At 70.8% G+C, this 16,067-nt stretch carries 16 protein-coding genes; 8 read left to right on the forward strand and 8 right to left on the reverse strand.

What is annotated here, in order from left to right; translation table 11 throughout:
• The first annotated feature begins 16 nt into the window (after positions 1-16).
• The 3 genes from dapE to ABD212_RS10875 all read left to right on the forward strand — a co-directional run bounded on the left by dapE (position 17) and on the right by ABD212_RS10875 (position 2,597).
• Positions 17-1,093 carry a succinyl-diaminopimelate desuccinylase gene (dapE, locus tag ABD212_RS10865; RefSeq protein ID WP_344094428.1) on the forward strand — a complete coding sequence of 359 codons (1,077 nt, stop codon included), beginning with the start codon at positions 17-19 and terminating at the stop codon, positions 1,091-1,093.
• Positions 1,075-2,307: a hypothetical protein gene (locus tag ABD212_RS10870; protein WP_344094430.1), complete on the forward strand. Its 1,233-nt coding sequence runs from the start codon at positions 1,075-1,077 to the stop codon at positions 2,305-2,307. Before dapE ends, ABD212_RS10870 begins: the two co-directional genes overlap by 19 nt.
• A 116-nt stretch (positions 2,308-2,423) precedes the next feature.
• Entirely contained in the window at positions 2,424-2,597 is a 174-nt protein-coding gene (locus tag ABD212_RS10875) for a DUF3117 domain-containing protein (RefSeq protein WP_179438543.1), read from the forward strand.
• A gap of 71 nt (positions 2,598-2,668) precedes the next feature.
• On the opposite strand, the gene ABD212_RS10880 is transcribed toward ABD212_RS10875, so the two are convergent.
• Positions 2,669-3,304, reverse strand: a complete 636-nt coding sequence (locus ABD212_RS10880) for an O-methyltransferase (RefSeq protein WP_344094434.1) — start codon at positions 3,302-3,304, stop codon at positions 2,669-2,671.
• Positions 3,305-3,373: 69 nt separating this feature from the next.
• Here ABD212_RS10880 and ABD212_RS10885 point away from each other — a divergent pair, with 69 nt between their 5' ends.
• Positions 3,374-3,736, forward strand: coding sequence for a twin-arginine translocase TatA/TatE family subunit (locus ABD212_RS10885; protein WP_344094437.1), 363 nt, complete (start codon positions 3,374-3,376; stop codon positions 3,734-3,736).
• A gap of 17 nt (positions 3,737-3,753) precedes the next feature.
• Here ABD212_RS10885 and ABD212_RS10890 read toward each other — a convergent pair whose 3' ends face one another.
• Genes ABD212_RS10890 through ABD212_RS10900 form a run of 3 tightly spaced genes read right to left on the reverse strand, consistent with a single transcriptional unit; the run spans position 3,754 to position 6,727 of the window.
• The gene (locus ABD212_RS10890; protein WP_344094439.1) at positions 3,754-4,908 is read right to left on the reverse strand and encodes an Mrp/NBP35 family ATP-binding protein; all 1,155 of its coding nucleotides are present in this window, start codon (positions 4,906-4,908) and stop codon (positions 3,754-3,756) included.
• Positions 4,905-5,435 (reverse strand): DUF1003 domain-containing protein, encoded by a 531-nt coding sequence (locus tag ABD212_RS10895; RefSeq protein WP_344094441.1) that lies wholly within the window; start codon positions 5,433-5,435, stop codon positions 4,905-4,907. The genes ABD212_RS10890 and ABD212_RS10895 overlap by 4 nt, the downstream gene beginning before the upstream one ends.
• Positions 5,435-6,727: a magnesium transporter MgtE N-terminal domain-containing protein gene (locus ABD212_RS10900; RefSeq protein WP_344094443.1), complete on the reverse strand. Its 1,293-nt coding sequence runs from the start codon at positions 6,725-6,727 to the stop codon at positions 5,435-5,437. The genes ABD212_RS10895 and ABD212_RS10900 overlap by 1 nt, the downstream gene beginning before the upstream one ends.
• A gap of 40 nt (positions 6,728-6,767) precedes the next feature.
• Here ABD212_RS10900 and ABD212_RS10905 point away from each other — a divergent pair, with 40 nt between their 5' ends.
• Together ABD212_RS10905 and ABD212_RS10910 are read left to right on the forward strand one after the other, a co-directional pair.
• Positions 6,768-7,472, forward strand: coding sequence for a YflT domain-containing protein (locus ABD212_RS10905; protein WP_344094445.1), 705 nt, complete (start codon positions 6,768-6,770; stop codon positions 7,470-7,472).
• Positions 7,473-7,474: 2 nt separating this feature from the next.
• The gene (locus ABD212_RS10910; RefSeq protein WP_344094447.1) at positions 7,475-8,167 is read left to right on the forward strand and encodes an alpha/beta hydrolase family protein; all 693 of its coding nucleotides are present in this window, start codon (positions 7,475-7,477) and stop codon (positions 8,165-8,167) included.
• A 22-nt stretch (positions 8,168-8,189) separates the two neighbouring features.
• Here the strand turns inward: ABD212_RS10910 and ABD212_RS10915 are convergent, their stop codons facing one another.
• The 3 genes from ABD212_RS10915 to ABD212_RS10925 form a co-directional block, all read right to left on the reverse strand.
• Positions 8,190-9,971, reverse strand: a complete 1,782-nt coding sequence (locus tag ABD212_RS10915) for a gamma-glutamyltransferase family protein (protein WP_344094735.1) — start codon at positions 9,969-9,971, stop codon at positions 8,190-8,192.
• A 95-nt stretch (positions 9,972-10,066) separates the two neighbouring features.
• A complete protein-coding gene (locus tag ABD212_RS10920) occupies positions 10,067-11,497 on the reverse strand; it encodes an aminopeptidase P family protein (RefSeq protein WP_344094448.1) in 1,431 nt (476 codons plus the stop codon).
• 38 nt (positions 11,498-11,535) lie between these two features.
• Entirely contained in the window at positions 11,536-12,555 is a 1,020-nt protein-coding gene (locus ABD212_RS10925) for an endonuclease/exonuclease/phosphatase family protein (protein ID WP_344094450.1), read from the reverse strand.
• Between the two features lie 128 nt (positions 12,556-12,683).
• On the opposite strand from ABD212_RS10925, the gene ABD212_RS10930 reads away from it, so the two are divergent.
• Positions 12,684-13,547, forward strand: a complete 864-nt coding sequence (locus tag ABD212_RS10930) for a PHP domain-containing protein (RefSeq protein WP_344094452.1) — start codon at positions 12,684-12,686, stop codon at positions 13,545-13,547.
• 76 nt (positions 13,548-13,623) lie between these two features.
• On the opposite strand, the gene ABD212_RS10935 is transcribed toward ABD212_RS10930, so the two are convergent.
• On the reverse strand, positions 13,624-15,153 hold the full coding sequence (locus ABD212_RS10935; RefSeq protein WP_344094454.1) for a DEAD/DEAH box helicase: 1,530 nt from the start codon (positions 15,151-15,153) through the stop codon (positions 13,624-13,626).
• Between the two features lie 179 nt (positions 15,154-15,332).
• Between ABD212_RS10935 and ABD212_RS10940 the strand changes: the two genes are divergently transcribed.
• Positions 15,333-16,049, forward strand: a complete 717-nt coding sequence (locus tag ABD212_RS10940) for a ferritin-like fold-containing protein (RefSeq protein WP_344094456.1) — start codon at positions 15,333-15,335, stop codon at positions 16,047-16,049.
• The last annotated feature ends 18 nt before the right edge of the window (positions 16,050-16,067 follow it).

Genomic DNA, 16,067 nt, shown 5'->3' on the forward strand with positions numbered 1-16,067 from the left:
TCGATAGACTCGGGTAATGCCTGCGCTCGACCTGTCCGCGACATCCGTCGACCTCACCCGGACGATCTGCGACATCCCGAGCGTCTCGGGCGATGAGACCCCGCTCGCGGACGCGATCCACGCCGCAGTGCAGGTGCTGCCTCATGTGGACGTGTACCGGGACGGCGACACCATCGTGGCGCGCACCGACCTGGGACGCGCGCAGCGCGTCGCGATCGCGGGACACATCGACACGGTCCCCATCAACGGCAACGTGCCGACGCGCGACATCCTGATCGACGGCGAGCCGTACGTGTGGGGCCGGGGCACTGTGGACATGAAGGCGGGCGTGGCCGTGCAGCTGAAGCTCGCGGCGGAGCTCGCCGATCCCCGGGTCGACATCACGTGGATGTGGTACGACCACGAAGAGGTGGATGCCGACCTCAACGGGCTGACACGGCTCGCCCGCACCCGCCCCGACCTGTTCGCCGCGGACTTCGCGATCCTGGGCGAGCCCTCGAACGGCACCGTCGAGGGCGGCTGCAACGGCACGCTCCGCGCCATCGTCCGGACGACCGGCGTGCGGGCCCACAGTGCGCGCTCGTGGGTCGGCGAGAACGCCATCCACAAGGCGGCGCCGGTGCTGTCGCGCCTCGCCGCGTACGAGCCTGCGGCCATCGACGTCGACGGGCTGGTGTACCGCGAAGGGCTCAACGCCGTCCGCATCGGGGGAGGGGTCGCGAGCAACGTCATCCCCGACCTCTGCGAGATCGAGGTCAACTACCGGTTCGCGCCGAGCCGCGATGCCGAAGGCGCCGAGGACCACGTGCGCAACGTGTTCGCCGGCTGCGAGGTCGACATCGTCGATCTGGCGCTCGGCGCCCGCCCGGGACTCGACGCCCCGCTCGCACGGGAGTTCGTGGCGGCGGTCGGCGCCGAGCCGCGACCGAAGTACGGGTGGACGGATGTCGCACGCTTCAGCGCCTTCGGAATCCCGGCCGTCAACTACGGCCCCGGAGACCCGCTGCTCGCGCATCATGACGAAGAGCGGGTGTCCTTCGCGCAGGTCGACGCCGTCGAACAGGGTCTCAGGGCGTGGCTGACGGGTCGCTGATCGTCGCGGAAGCCGGCAGCGGCGCGTGGGGGAGGCTTCCTGCGCCGGCAAGGGTCGCGATCGTCTACTTCGGCGCCCGTGTCATCACGACCGTGTTCCTGCTGGTGGCGGCGGACCTGTCGGGGTTCGGGTCGCGGTTCGGGCCCGAGGCCGGGATCGGCGATCTGATCCTGGGATGGGATGCCCAATGGTACTGGTTCGTCGCCGAGAACGGCTACCCGACGGATCTCCCGGTCACCGACACGGGCGCTATCGCCGAGAATCAGTGGGCATTCATGCCCCTCTACGCATACCTCGCCAAGCTCGTCGCGCTGCCCTTCGGCGGCCAGTGGGTGGTCGGAGCGCTGCTGGTCTCGCTCGCCGCGGGGTACGCGGCATCCGTCGTGCTGTACCGGATGATGCGCGACCGGATGGACTCCGGCTCGGCCCTGTGGGCGGTGGCCTTCTTCGCAGCCGGTCCGCTCGCCGCGCTCTTCCAGGTGGGGTACGCCGAGTCGCTCGCGCTGCTCTGGCTGTTCCTCGCACTGTGGTGCGTGATCCGCCGGCGATACGCGTGGCTGTACATCCTGATCCCGCTCATGGCGTTCACGCGCCCCGGCGTGCTGGCATTCGCGCTGTTCCTCGGCTTGTTCGGCCTCTGGCGCTGGTTCTCGCGGCGCCGCGAGCCCCTCCATACGCCGGAGGTGGTCCACATCGTCGCGCTCGGGCTGCTGGCGGTGGTCGCCGGCTTCGCCTGGCAGACGTTGGCGGGCTGGGTCACGGGCGACTCCGGTGCCTACCTCGCGACCGAACTGGCCTGGCGGCGCAACTGGATCCTTGGTGACGCGGCCTTCCTGCCGTTCGAGGGGTTCGGCGCGGGCATCTCGTTCTGGTTCGGCACGACGTGGGGGCTGAGCCCTGTCGCCGGGTTCGTCCTGGTCGGGGCCGGCGTCGCCGCGATCGCCGCCCTGCTGCTGTTCGAGCCGCATGTCCGGCGCCTCGGCGTAGAACTGCGACTGTGGAGCGCCAGCTACCTCGTCTATCTGCTGCTGGTGTTCTTTCCGCAGTCGAGCATCTTCCGCCTTCTCGTGCCGCTGTCTCCGATGTGGGGCGCGTTCGCGCTGCCCAGATCGACGGCCTGGCGCGCGGGAGTCCTCACGGTCGGACTGGTCCTGCAGTGGTGGTGGATCTACAACATGTACTCGCTGGGGAATACGATCTGGCAGGTGCCCTGACGAGGGGATCCGGATGCCGGCTCGGTTCGTGGTTCCACAGGCGAGGGGGTCGGGTTATCCCCCGTCGCGGGCGCACGATAAACTTGGGTGACAGACCCCGACGAAAAGGAGCCGCAATGGCAGCGATGAAGCCGAGAACCGGAGACGGACCCATGGAGGCCGTGAAGGAAGGCCGCTTGATCATTGTGCGCGTGCCGCTCGAGGGTGGCGGACGCCTCGTCGTCTCGGTCAACGACGCCGAGGCCAAAGAGCTCTACGACGTGCTGGGCGGCGTCGTACAGCCCGCCTGAGCCGCGCATACCGCAGAACGGTCGATCTTCGGATCGACCGTTCTTGGCGTTCTCGGGACCGCCGTGCCGACTCAGTCCGTCGCGACGGTCGTCAGCTGGAGCAGTCCTTCGCCGACGATCGACAGGGCTCCGATCACGGCCGACGATGCCTGGGTCTCCTGGATCAGCGACCGGTAGGCGGTCGTGACGGGATCGCGTCGGACGGGATCTGCGACTGCTCCGCCCGCGAGCACGCGCGGCACGAGCACCGTGCCGCCTGCCCGCACCAGCCGCAGGCCGTGCTCGACGTATTCGATGACGCCCTCCGGGTCGGCATCCACGAGCACGATGTCGTACGACGCCTCGTTCATGCGGGGGAGCACCTCGGCAGCGCGTCCGGTGATGAACCTCGCGCGGGCCGCGGGCACCTTGGCGTCGAGGAAGGCCTGCCGTGCCACGGCGAGATGCTCGGGTTCGTTGTCGATGGTCGTGAGGGTCGCCCGCGGCGACCCGTGCAGCAGCCAGAGCCCCGACACGCCCGCGCCGGTGCCGATCTCGACGATGTTGAGCGCCTGCGAGACGGCGGCGATCACCGCGCACTGCGCGCCGACACCGGGGCTGATGGGTCCCGCGCCGATTTCGAGGGCGTGCGCCCGGGCTCGGGAGATGTGGTCCGGCTCGATCGTCGCCTCCGCGGCGAACCGGTAGTTCGCGTCCTGCTCGCCCATCTGTCCTCCGCGGTCAGCCTACGCGGCCCCCGTGCGCCGGCCGCTCAGGCGCGGCGGTAACCTGATCTCATGTTCTTGGGCCTGACGATCGAGAAGCTGCTGCTGATCGGAGTCGTCGCCGCGTTCGTGGTCGGACCCGAGAGACTGCCCCGCTACGCCGAGGCGCTGGCGACGTTCACCAAGCGCGCACGCGAGTGGATGACGACCGCCAAGACGCGCGTGCGCGACGAGATGGGCGACGACTTCGAGGATCTCGACTGGCGCACCCTCGACCCCCGTCAGTACGATCCGCGCCGCATCATCCGCGAAGCGCTGCTCGACGACACCCCGGTGCCGCCGCGCCCGACGCCGTCTCCGCCGGCTGAGCAGGGTCCTGTCCCCACGCCATTCATCCCGGGTGAGGTCCCGCCGTTCGACGGTGAGGCGACCTGACCCGCGGATCGACCCCGTCAGCTCGGTCGGATCGGCAGCGAACGACCTGAAAGTCCTCGTGGCGACGCCGCGATCATCGCCGCAAGGCCCTCGATCGCGATGGAGGCCGGATCGTCCGGATGCGCGACGACGGCCGGGATGCCGGCATCCGCATCGGCGCGCAGCACCGGACTGAGCGGGATCGAGGCCAGCAGCTCCACCGGGTCGGTGCCCTTGGACAGCGCCGCGGCCACAGCAGCGCCGCCGCCCGAGCCGAAGAGCTCGAGCGTCGAGCCGTCCGGGAGCGTCATCGCCGCCATGTTCTCGACGACGCCGGCGATCCGCTGCCCGGTCTGGCGCGCGACGAGCCCGCTCCGCACCGCGATGTCCGATGCCGCGGCCTGCGGCGTGGTGACGACGAGGACGTCGGCGTGGGGGAGAAGCTGCCCGACCGAGATGGCGACATCCCCCGTTCCCGGCGGCATGTCGATCAGCAGCACATCCAGATCGCCGAAGTAGACGTCGGTGAGGAACTGCTGCACGGTCCGGTGCAGCATCGGACCCCGCCAAGCGACCGCGCCGAGGGGTGCATCCGCGCCGGTGCGGCGCAGGAACATGCCGATCGAGATCACCTTCACGCCGTGGGCGACGGGCGGCAGCATCAGATCGTCGATGCGGGTCGGCTGCGGCACGCTGCCGTCGGCGGCGACGAGACCGAGCAGGCCCGGGATCGAGAAGCCGTGCACATCGGCGTCGATGAGGCCCACGGCCAGGCCACGTGCGGCGAGCCCGACCGCGAGGTTCGCGGTGACGGTGGACTTGCCCACACCGCCCTTGCCGCTGGTCACGGCGATCACGCGGGTGAGGCTTGCGGGACCGAACGGCATCTCGCGGGCGGCGCGCCCTCCGCGCAGCCGCTCGGTGAGTGCCCGGCGCTCATCCGCCGACATGACGCCGACGTCTAGCGCGACATCCGAGATTCCGTCGACGGATGCCGCAGCCGCACGCACATCGCGGGAGATGCGGTCCGCGGCGGGGCATCCGACGATGGTGAGGACGATTCCGACGTCGGCCACCCCGCCGGCGACCGAGACGCGTCGCACCATGTCGAGTTCGCCGATGGGCCGACGCAGCTCCGGATCGACGACCGCGTCGACGGCACGCCGGACGGCGGCCTCGAGGGAATCCGTCATCGGGTCGCGCCGTCTGGGGCAGGCTCCGCCCGCGCGTCGACGCGTTCGAGCGCGGCCCTGAGCTCGCTGCGGAGCACCTCGCGCGTGACGACCTCATCGGAGACGTCCGTCAGCGCCATCCGCAGCGCAACGATCTCGCGGGCGAGGTATTCGGTGTCGGCGAGGTTGCGCTCAGCCCGCTGGCGGTCCTGCTCGATCTGCACGCGGTCGCGGTCGTCCTGGCGGTTCTGCGCGAGCAGGATGAGGGGCGCCGCGTACGACGCCTGCAGCGACAGGATGAGCGTGAGGAGCGTGAAGTTCGTGGCCGCGGGGTCGAACTGGTACTGCGGCGGCGCCCAGATGTTCCAGCTCAGCCATACGAGGACGAAGATCGTCATCCCGAGGAGGAACCCCGAGGTGCCCATCCCGCGCGCGAAGGCCTCGGAGAACCGGCCGAATCGATCCCGCGAAGGCTGCGGGGTGCGCTGGAGCATCCCGCCGCGACCGCGAGGCGCGTCGAACGACACCTGGCGCGACTGCCGTGCCATCAGCGCCTCCTCGGAATGCTCGCGGTGGTCGTCGGGACCGATTCCGCACGCAGAACGTCCTCGTCGTGCGACCGCCAGTCATCCGGCAGCAGGTAGTCCAGGACGTCGTCGACGCTCACCGCGCCCACGAGCCGGCGCGCCTGGTCGACGACGGGGAGCGAGACCAGGTTGTAGCTGGCGAGCATCCGGGCGACCTCGGCAGCCGACGCGGTCGCCGGAACGGGGTCGAGGGTGTCGTCGATGATCGCGCCGAGTCGCTCGTGCGGGGGATAGCGCAGCATGCGCTGGAAGTGCACCGTGCCGAGGAGGCGCCCGGTCGGCGTCTCGAACGGCGGCAGCGTGATGAACACGGCCGCCGCGAGGGCGGGATGCAGCTCGTGGCGCCGGATCAGCGCGAGCGCCTCGGCGACGGTCGCGTCAGCGGACAGCACGATGGGCTCGCTCGTCATGAGGCCGCCCGCGGTGTCGGGGCCGTACTTCAGCAGGGCGCGGACGTCCTCGGCCTCTTCGGGCTCCATGAGGTCGAGGAGCTCCTCCGACCGCTCTTCGGTCAGCTGTCCGAGCAGGTCCGCCGCGTCGTCGGGCTCCATCGCATCCAGGATGTCGGCGGCGCGCTCGTCGCCCAGCTGCTCGAGGATGTGCACCTGCTCGTCCTCGGGCATCTCTTCCAGCGCGTCGGCCAGCCGCTCGTCGGAGAGCTCCTCCGCCACCTCGATCATGCGCTCGTCGGGCAGGTCGAGGAGGGTGTTGGCGAGGTCCGCGGGCTTGAGGTCGGCGAACGTCGCGACCAGCTGCTCGGCGGACTGCGCCTCGCCGGGAGCCTGGTCTTCGCGGACGTCGAACCACGACGCGAACGTCGTCGGTCCTTTGGCGAAGGGCGAAGCGCTGGTCCGGGGCCGACGCAGGAACAGCTGACCGACATCCCATTCGCCGAGTCGATTGCGCTCGATGGCGACGTCCTCGATCACGGCGCTCCCGGAGCCGTCGACGAGGTGGACCCGGCGCCCGACGAGTTCGGCCATGACGCGGACCTCGCCGCCGCGCTGCTGGAACCGGCGGACGTTGATGAGGCCCGTCGTGATGACCTGCCCGGTCACGATGGAGGTGACGCGTCCGATCGACACGAAGACATGGCGACGGCCGGGAATCTCGACGACGAGGCCGACGACGCGGGGCGGATCGTCCTTGCGGTAGATGACGACGGCGTCGCGCACCTTGCCGAGGCGATCACCCGCGGGGTCGAAGACGGAACACCCCGACAGGCGCGCGACGAAGACCCTCTGCGTGCTCACGCGTTCCAGCGTAGCCCGCACACCGTGGAAGGATGGAGACATGAGCATGATGGGCGGGAGGATGCCGCAGAGCCGTGACGAGGTCGGCCAGGCGGTGGCGAGCTTCCCCACGTACGAGGCGGCGCAGAAGGCCGTCTCGACCCTCATCGCGGCCGACATCCCGGCCCGGGACATCGCCATCGTCGGTCAGAACCTGCGGTCGGTGGAGCGCGTCACGGGTCGTCTCGGCTACGCTTCGGCGGCCCGTTCGGGGGCGATCAACGGCATGCTGCTCGGGCTGCTGTTCTCGGCGGTCCTGGTGATCGGCTCGCCGTCGGTGCCGATTCAGGCATTCGTCGGCGTCCTGTTCGTGGGCATCGCCATCGGCATGCTGCTGAGCATCGTGACCTACTCCTTCGTACGCCGCCGGCGGGACTTCGCATCGGTGATGCAGGTCGTCGCGGATCGCTACGAGGTCACCGTCGGGGCGGGCAGCATCCAGCGCGCGCGCCAGGTGCTCGGGACGCCGGCGCCATCGCCCACCCCGGACGCGGCGCCCCCGGTTCCGGGCACCCCGGCGACCGAGCCGCCCCGCTTCGGCGAGCGCGTAGCCGTCGCGGGCGAGCCGGGCGAGCAGCCCATCCCCGAGGGCGAGCCGGGCGACGTCGAGATCGGCGGCCCTGCGACGACAGCAGAGGCGCCGGAAGGCGCCGGTCCGTCCGCCGCCCCGGAAGAGGCCGGTCCGTCCGCGTCGCCGGAACGCTGACGATGGATCCCGTCGCCCCTGCCGGGCACCGGCTCGCCGTCGCACTGCCGTCAGGGACGGTCGAGGTGTCCGCGGACAGCAGCGTGCCCGTAGACGCATGGGCGACGCTCGCGCTCGCGCACGGCGCCGGCGCCGGGTATCGGCATCCGTTCCTCCTCGGCTTCGCCGGCGCGATGAACGAGCTCGGCGTCGCGACGGTGCGGTTCAACTTCCCCTACAGCGAGCTGGGCCGACGGATGCCTGGACCCGCCGCGCACGCGATCGCCACCTGGACCGCGGCGGCGGGGTTCGCCGCGGCGCTCGTCGAGGGGGTGCCGGTCTGGGCGGCGGGCAAGTCGTACGGCGGGCGGATGGCATCCATGGCCGCCGCCGACGGGTCGATCCCGCCCGCGGGACTCGTGTACCTCGGCTACCCGCTGCATCCGCCGGGTGAGCCGGCGAAGGCGCGCGCCGCGCACCTTCCGAACGTGGCCCCGCCGCAGCTGTTCGTCGAGGGGACCAACGATCCGTTCGTCGATCCGCATGCTCAGCTCGAGGAGGCGGTGGCGGGCTGTCAGGATGCCACGCTCTCGTGGATCGAAGGCGGCGGCCACTCGTTCGAGATCAAGGGTCAGAAGCGCCCGGCGGCGGAGATCGGGGCCTCGCTCGCTCCGCTCGTGGCGGAGTGGATGCGCGTGCGGACTCCGGCCAGGTAGGCGAGCGGGCACGTCCGGGGCGTCACCGCCCCGCGGCGTACCCCTGCATGCCGCGCGGGTTGGATGCCGCCCACAGCTGCCCCGAGATTGCGTCGCGTCCCACCGCCGACACCCGGCCGAGCGCCCAGTCGCCGGCACGCGTCACCTCGTGACCGCGCCGCTCGAGTCCTGCGATCAGCGAGTCGCCCAGGCGGTCCTCCACGACCGCGCCGGCAGGCGTCCAGCCGCGGGGCCAGAAGGAGTCGAGCAGTGCCGTGGTGTGCAGGGAAGGAGCATCGATCGCCTCCTGCGGCGTGTATCCGCCGACGATCATCCGCAGCAGCACGAGCAGCTGCCATTGGTCCTGCTGATCGCCGCCCGGCGAGCCGATCGCGAACTCGGGAACGCCGTTGCGAAGCACGAGGGTCGGCGTCAGCGTCGTTCGCGGACGGCGACCCGGCTGCAGCGCGGACGGATGGCCGGGCTCCAGCCACGTCATCTGCAGGCGGGTGCCGAGAGAGAAGCCGAGCGCGGGAATCGTCGGCGACGACTGCAGCCAGCCGCCCGACGGCGTCGCCGACACGATGTTGCCCCACCGATCGATCACGTCGATGTGGCAGGTGTCGCCGCGGGTCTCGCCCGTGGCGCGCGTCAGCAAGCCGGGGGTTTGGGGCGGAGCCCCTTTGGGCACTGCCACAGTCGGCTCGCCGGTGCCCGCGGCGGAGACGGCGGTCGTACGCAGCGGCGGATGGACAGGAGCGCGCCCCGCGGGCGCGCCGGGCCGGAAGGTCGTCGCGGCAGCGTCCCCGATCAGCGATCGCCGCTCGTCGAGGTAGTCGTCCGCGAGCAGCGAGTCCACGTCGACGTCGTCGTCGCCGAACCACACGTCGCGATCGGCGAACGAGAGCTTCTGCGCCTCGAGGATGGTGTGCGCGCCCGCCTCGTTCGACGGGTCGAGCAGCCCGTCGGCAAGGGGATCCAGCATCCCGAGCGTCTGGAGGATCGCGGGCCCCTGCGTCCACGCTCCCGCCTTCGCGATCGTGCGTCCGCGGAATTCCCGGGTGACGGCGGCCTCGTAGCCCGCATCGAACGAGGCGAAGTCCTGGGCGGTGATCACCGCGGCGTGCAGGCCGCCGCTGGAGTGACGGTGCGGCTGGGCGAGGAACGCGGATGCCTCGTGGGCGACGATCCCCGTCTTCCACTCGCGTCGCGCCGCATCGATGCGGGCAGCGCGCCCGACCGGACCATCGTCGCGGACGGTGCACGACGCGTGCACCAGGCCGTCGAGGACGGCCGCGTACGCCGGATTGCGCACGACGGTCCCCGCGGCGGGCGGGGCGCCCGTCGGCATCCACAGGTCGGCCGATGTCGTCCAGTCGTCCGCGAAGAGCTGCGCGACGCGGCCGATCGTGGCGGCGGCACCAGGTCCCAGCGCGTGCCCGTCGCGCGCGTAGCCGATGGCGTAGGCCAGCACATCGGCGAGCTCCCACGTGCCGTGGTCGCGCAGCAGCAGCAGCCACGCATCGACGGCGCCGGGGACGGCGGCGGCCAGACCGCCCGCGCCCGGCACCAGCTCGAGGTTCTCGGCCCGGTATCGCTCGATCGTCGCGGCCTCAGGCGCGTGGCCCTGGCCCATCAGGACGGTGGGGGCCGCGGCATCCGCCGTCGCGAAGATGCCGACGAGGTCGCCTCCCGGGCCGTTGAGGTGGGGCTCGACGACGTGCAGCACGAAGGCTCCCGCTACCACCGCGTCGAAGGCGTTGCCGCCGCGTTCGAGGACCGCCTGTGCACTCGCGGTCGCCAGCCAGTGGGTGGATGCCGACATCCCGAACGTGCCCGACAGGGTCGGCCTCGTGGTGAACGACGGGGGAGCGCTGTATGTCTGTCCGGCGCGCTTCTGCTCGCGCCTGCGGCGCTCGCTCAACGACCAGGGGGGCTCAGTCGTGCGACCCAGGCCTCGACCTCGTCGGCCGTGCGCGGGATCCCGGCTGAGAGGTTCGCCGGTCCGTCTCCGGTCATGAGGATGTCGTCCTCGATCCGCACGCCGATGCCGCGGTACTCCTGCGGGACCGTGAGGTCGTCGATCTGGAAGTACAGCCCTGGTTCGATCGTGAAGACCATCCCCGGCTCGAGGATCCCGTCGTAGTACATCTCGCGGCGGGCCTGCGCGCAGTCGTGCACGTCGATGCCGAGGTGATGGCTCGTGCCGTGCACCATGTAGCGGCGGTGATGCCCGCCGGAGTCGGCATCCAGCGCCTCCGCGGCGGTGACGGGCAGCAGACCCCACTCGGCGACCCGCGCCGCGATCACCTGCATCGCCGCTTCGTGCACCGCGCGGAACTGAACCCCTGGCTTCGCCGCCGCGAAGGCGGCATCCGCGGCCTCGCGCACCGTCTCGTACACACGGCGCTGGATCTCGCTGAAGGTCCCGCTCACCGGCAGGGTGCGCGTGATGTCGGCGGTGTAGAGGCTGTCGACCTCGGCGCCCGCGTCGATGAGGATGAGGTCTCCGGGAACCACGGCGCCGTCGTTGCGGGTCCAGTGCAGGTAGCACGCGTGGGGACCGGATGCCGCGATCGTGTCGTATCCAACGGTGCTGCCGTCGCTGCGCGCGCGGTGATGGAACACACCCTCGACGATGCGCTCGCCGCGCGGGTGCTCGATGATCGCGGGGAGATTCGACACGATGTCGTCGAATCCGCGCGCGGTGACCTCGACCGCGAGCTCCATCTGGGCGATCTCGTATGCATCCTTCAGCAGGCGCAGCTCGGACACGAACCGGGTGAGGTCTTCGTCGACATCCACCACCAGGTCGTCCTCGGCCGCTTCGAAGGCGTCGATGTGAGCGGTGGCGACACCGAGGTCGGATGCGACCCCCGCGAGCGGCGGGCGCGGCCCGATCCAGAACTCGCCGATCGACGCGTTCGAGTAGAACTCCGGCGTCGTGCGATCCGCGCGCTCGCGGAAGTAGAGCGTGACGTCGTGCCCGCCCTCGGGGCGCGGATCGAAGACGAGGGTCGAGCCCGGTTCGGAGTCCGCCGCCCACCCGGTCAGGTGCGAGAACGCGGAGTGGGCCCGGAAGGGGTAGTCGGTGTCGTTGCTGCGCTGCTTGAGGTCACCGGCCGGAATGACGAGGCGCTTGCCGGCGAAGGCGGCCGACACCGCGTCACGGCGAGCGGCGGCGAAGGCGGCCTGCTCGCGCTGCGCGGGAGGGGAGTCGGGGCGTTCCGCCCAGCCTGTGGAGATGGTGTCGAGGAAGCCCTGGCCGTACGGCTGACGCCGGTTGACGGAGGTGGAGGTCTTCTCGGGTTCGGTCTGCGCGATCGTGTCGCTGTCAGCTGTCGTGCTCATGCGTCCAGTCTCGCACGCGCGTGCGCGAGGCGCCCGCGTCAGCCGGCAGGCTCCAGCTGCACGATCAGGGGTCGGTGGTCGCTCGTCGAGTCGGCGAGCGAGCGAAGCACCAGCGAGCCGGTGGCCTTCCATCCCGACGACGCCATGACGTGGTCGATCGGCGCGCCGAGCAGCGCCGGCATGTCGACCGCCCACGTGCCGACCGAGCCGTTGCCGGTCTCGCTGGCGGTGTCGTGGCAGCGGCCGAGCGTGCCGCCGTCGACCCCCAGCGCGCCCATGTGGTCGAGGGTCGCGTTGAAGTCCCCGGCGAGGATCACGTTCTTGTCGGCGCACTGGTCGGCCAGCCACTGCAGGTCGTCGCGCCAGTGCTGCATGTAGTTCAGGCGCGGGGCGACCGCGTGCGCCGCGACCACGATCGGGCCGTTGCCGGATGTCGGCATCGCGACCGCGCTCGGCACGGTCGAGGTGTTGCTGGAGCCGTCCTGCGAGGACTTGATCACGGCATAGTCCCCGAGCTTCGGCGAGATGAGCAGCGTGGTGGACCGGGCATCCCAGCCGTCGGTGCCGTATTCCGTGTGGTGCGCCCACATCGGGTGTCCGAGTGCCCGCATGGCGAGGGCCACCTGCTCGCCGGTGTTGATGGTCGTCTCGGGCAGGGTCACGATGTCGGCATCCATCGCCACCGCGATCTGCGCCACCGTCTTCGCCGAGGTCGCCTCGCCGGCCGTGTTCCAGGTCATGACGCGGATGCTGCTCGCGGTCTTGGCGGGGAGCGCATCGGTGCCGAGGCCTCGCGAGACCATCGTCACACCGCCGACGATCACGGCGACCGTTGCGATGAGGGCGATCGAGAGCGCGAAGCCGCGGACCGGCCGTGCGATCGCGAGCAGGAGCGCGACGATCAGCACTCCCGCGAAGGCGAGCACGACGAGGCCCCGGAACGAGACGATCTGGGCGACCGGATAGTGCCTCTCGACCCGGAAGAACGACGGCCAGGTGAGGACGGCTGCTCCGATCGCGAACAGCACCGTCACCAGGATTCCGACGAGGCGAAGCACGACCGCGACTCTATGTCAGCAGTCTGGGAGATCCGTCACTGCGCGCGCCGTGCGCGGCGGGTTTCCTTCGCCGGTGAGCGGATGCCGTGAGACCAGGTCGATGCGACCTCGCACGCTACGCTCGACACGTGCAGGGGACGCGTCGATTCGAAGGCCCGAGCGACCTCCACCTGCACTCCGTCCACTCCGACGGCACCGAGTCCCCGGCGCAGGTGATGGCGGCCGCCCACCGACACGGGCTGCGCACTGCGGCGCTCACCGACCACGACACGACGTCCGGCTGGGCCGAGGCGGCCGAGGCCGCGACATCCCTCGGCATGACGTTCCTGCCGGGCATGGAGCTCTCGGCCCGCCACGAATGGCGCAGCGTCCATGTGCTCGCGTACCTCGTCGATCCCGATGAGGCCGGGCTCCGCGCGATGACCGACCGCATCCGCTCGTCGCGGCTGGACCGCGCGCGCCTCATGGCCGATCGCATCGCGCGCGATTACGACCTGCACTGGGACGACATCCTCGCGCAGACCTCCGCCGGCGCGACGGTCGGTCGACCGCACATCGCCGACGCGCTGGTCGCCCGGGGGCTCGTGCGCGACCGCGCGGAGGCCTTCTCGAGCATCCTGAATCCCCGGGGCGATTACTACGTGGCGCTGTTCGCGCCGGATCCGGTGACCGCGGTGCGGCTCGTCGTCGGCGCCGGCGGAGTCGCCGTCATCGCGCATCCGGCGGGTCGCGCCGGCGTGCTGCCCGCCGATCTTCTCGACCGGATGCTGTCGGCCGGCCTCGCTGGATTCGAACTGGCTCATCGCGAGAACCTCGAGAGCGGCATCCGGACCCTCCGGCGGATCGTCCGCGAGCACGACCTCGTCGTCACCGGATCCAGCGATTACCACGGACTGGGAAAGCCCAACCAGCCGGGCGAGAACACCACGGACGACGTCATGGTGGAACGCATCATCGATGCGGCGACCGGCACCGCGCCGGTCTACCCCTGACCGCCGAATCGGGGTTAGCCGGATGGCGTCGGGGTGAGTCCGGCGCACCGCCTGATCCGGCGACGGATGCCGAGGCTCAGGCCCCGGCGGCGGAGATCCCCGCGGACCCGACCGCGCCCCCGCGGCGACGGCGACGGCGGCGGGCGGGCGCCGGCTTGCCGTCGTGGTGCTCCTTGCCCGCGCCGTCGTGCGTGCCGGCGCCGTCGGCGCCGCGGTTCTCGGCCGCCTCGGACGATGCGGTTCCGGACGCACCGGCCTCCGACCCCTCCGCGAACGTCGAGCCGACGGGGCTCGCCTCTCCGCGACGACGACGGCGGCGACGGGTGCCGCTCTCGTCGGACCCCTCGGCCGCGGCGTCCGCCGCGCGCTCGGGCTGCTGTCCGCGAGGGTTCTGGGTCTTCACGGTCTGGGTCCTCGGCGCCGTCGCGATGCGCCCCTTCGTCCCGGCGGGGATGTCGAGTTCGTCGAACAGGTGAGGGCTCGACGAGTATGTCTCGACCGGGTCCGGCTGACCGAATTCGAGTGCGCGGTTTATGAGGGCCCATTTGTGCAGGTCCTCCCAGTCGACGAACGTCACCGCGATCCCGGTCTTGCCGGCGCGGCCGGTGCGGCCGGCCCGGTGCAGATAGGTCTTCTCGTCGTCGGGGATCGTGTGGTTGATCACATGCGTGACGTCGTTGACATCGATGCCGCGGGCGGCGACATCCGTCGCGATGAGAACGTCGCGCTTGCCGGCCTTGAAGGCGGCCATGGAGCGCTCCCGCGCCTCCTGGCTCATGTCGCCGTGCACCGACGCGGTGTTGAACCCGCGGTCGCCGAGCTCATCGGACAGACGCTGTGCCGCGCGCTTGGTGCGCGTGAAGATCAGGGTCTTGCCCCGACCGTCGGCCTGCAGGATGCGCGCGATGACCTCGTCCTTGTCGAGCGAGTGCGCCCGGTAGACGAGGTGGCGGATGTTGGCCTGGGTGAGGCCTTCATCCGGGTCCGTGGCGCGGATGTGGATGGGGTTCGACATGAAACGGCGTGCCAGCGCCACGATCGGGCCGGGCATCGTCGCCGAGAAGAGCTGGGTGTGGCGGACCGGCGGCACCTTCTGGAAGATCTTCTCGATGTCGGGGAGGAATCCGAGGTCCAGCATCTTGTCGGCCTCGTCGAGCACGACCTCGGTCGCGTGCGACAGGTCGAGGAGGCGCTGGTTGTTGAGGTCGATGAGACGGCCAGGAGTGCCGACCACGATCTGCGCGCCGGCCTTCAGCTGCTCGATCTGGCCCTCGTAGGCCTTGCCGCCGTAGATGGCGACGACGCTCGTGCTGCGGCCCGAGGTCAGCATGTCGATGTCTTCGTACACCTGCACGCACAGCTCGCGCGTCGGCACCACGATGAGCGCCTTGACGCCGGGCGCGGGGTCGAGACCCAGGCGCTGCACGACAGGGATGCCGAAGCCGAAGGTCTTTCCGGTGCCGGTCTTGGCCTGGCCGATGATGTCCTGGCCGGGAAGGCCGAGGGGGATGGTCTGCTCCTGGATGGGGAAAGCGTCGACGATGCCCTTGGCGGCGAGGGTGTCGACGATGTCCTGGTCCACGCCGAGTTCGGCGAAGGTCGTCACGATGAATGCCTGTCTGGGCGGTGAGATGCCGCCCGGGAGGTGGGAATGGTCCACGCCCTTCACTCAGCCACAGGCGCGGGGGCCCCGATCCGTCGCCGGGGACCCTCCCAGGATACCGGGCGGTCGTCCGGATGACGTCCCGACGGTCGGCGCGGAGGCCGACCCTTATGCTGGGGGCCGTGGTCACGTGGTTCTGGCAGCGCCCGAGAAAGGGCGAGCGCGCTCTCAAGCTGCGCTCCCGCGGCGATGCCGGCGACGCGACCCGGGTGGACTTCGAGGAGCTCGCGCCCGACATCGACACCTTCCTCGGACAGGCTGCTTACCTGCAGCTCGGGTTCTTCGAGACGCTGAGCGAGCTCATCGCCTCGACGCCGGAGCTGATGCAGAAGGACTCGCTGTCCCGTGCCGCGGGGGCCGCGCTCACCAAGCACGAAGCGCTGGTCGCGCTCATCCGCGATCGCGGTGACGACCCGACCGACGTCATGCTCCCGTTCCGCGAGCCGCTCGACGCCTTCCGGCGCGAGACGCACGGCGTGCGCTCACAGGAGACGATGCTCGCGGTGCACATCACCGCGGGGATGCTCGACGACTTCTATCTCGCGCTGTCGGCGAGCTACGGCGAGACCGGTCGTCGCGTCGCGCGCGTGCTCCAGGGCGACAACGACCGGGAGGCGATCGTCGACATCATCGCCGCGACGATCGAGAGCGATCCGGAGTGGAAGTCGCTGCTGGCGCTCTGGGGGAGACGCCTGGTCGGCGACACGCTGCTGATCGCGCGGGCGGCGCTGCGGCCGGCGACACTGGGCGCCGAGGACGAGGAGAAGGTCGAGCCGGTGTTCACCGAGCTGATGGCTGCGCACTCGCGGCGGATGGACGCGATGGGTCTCGCGGCGTAGGCCGCGGCATCCGCCGTT

This window comes from Microbacterium deminutum, assembly GCF_039530205.1.
Taxonomy (GTDB): Bacteria; Actinomycetota; Actinomycetes; order Actinomycetales; family Microbacteriaceae; genus Microbacterium; species Microbacterium deminutum.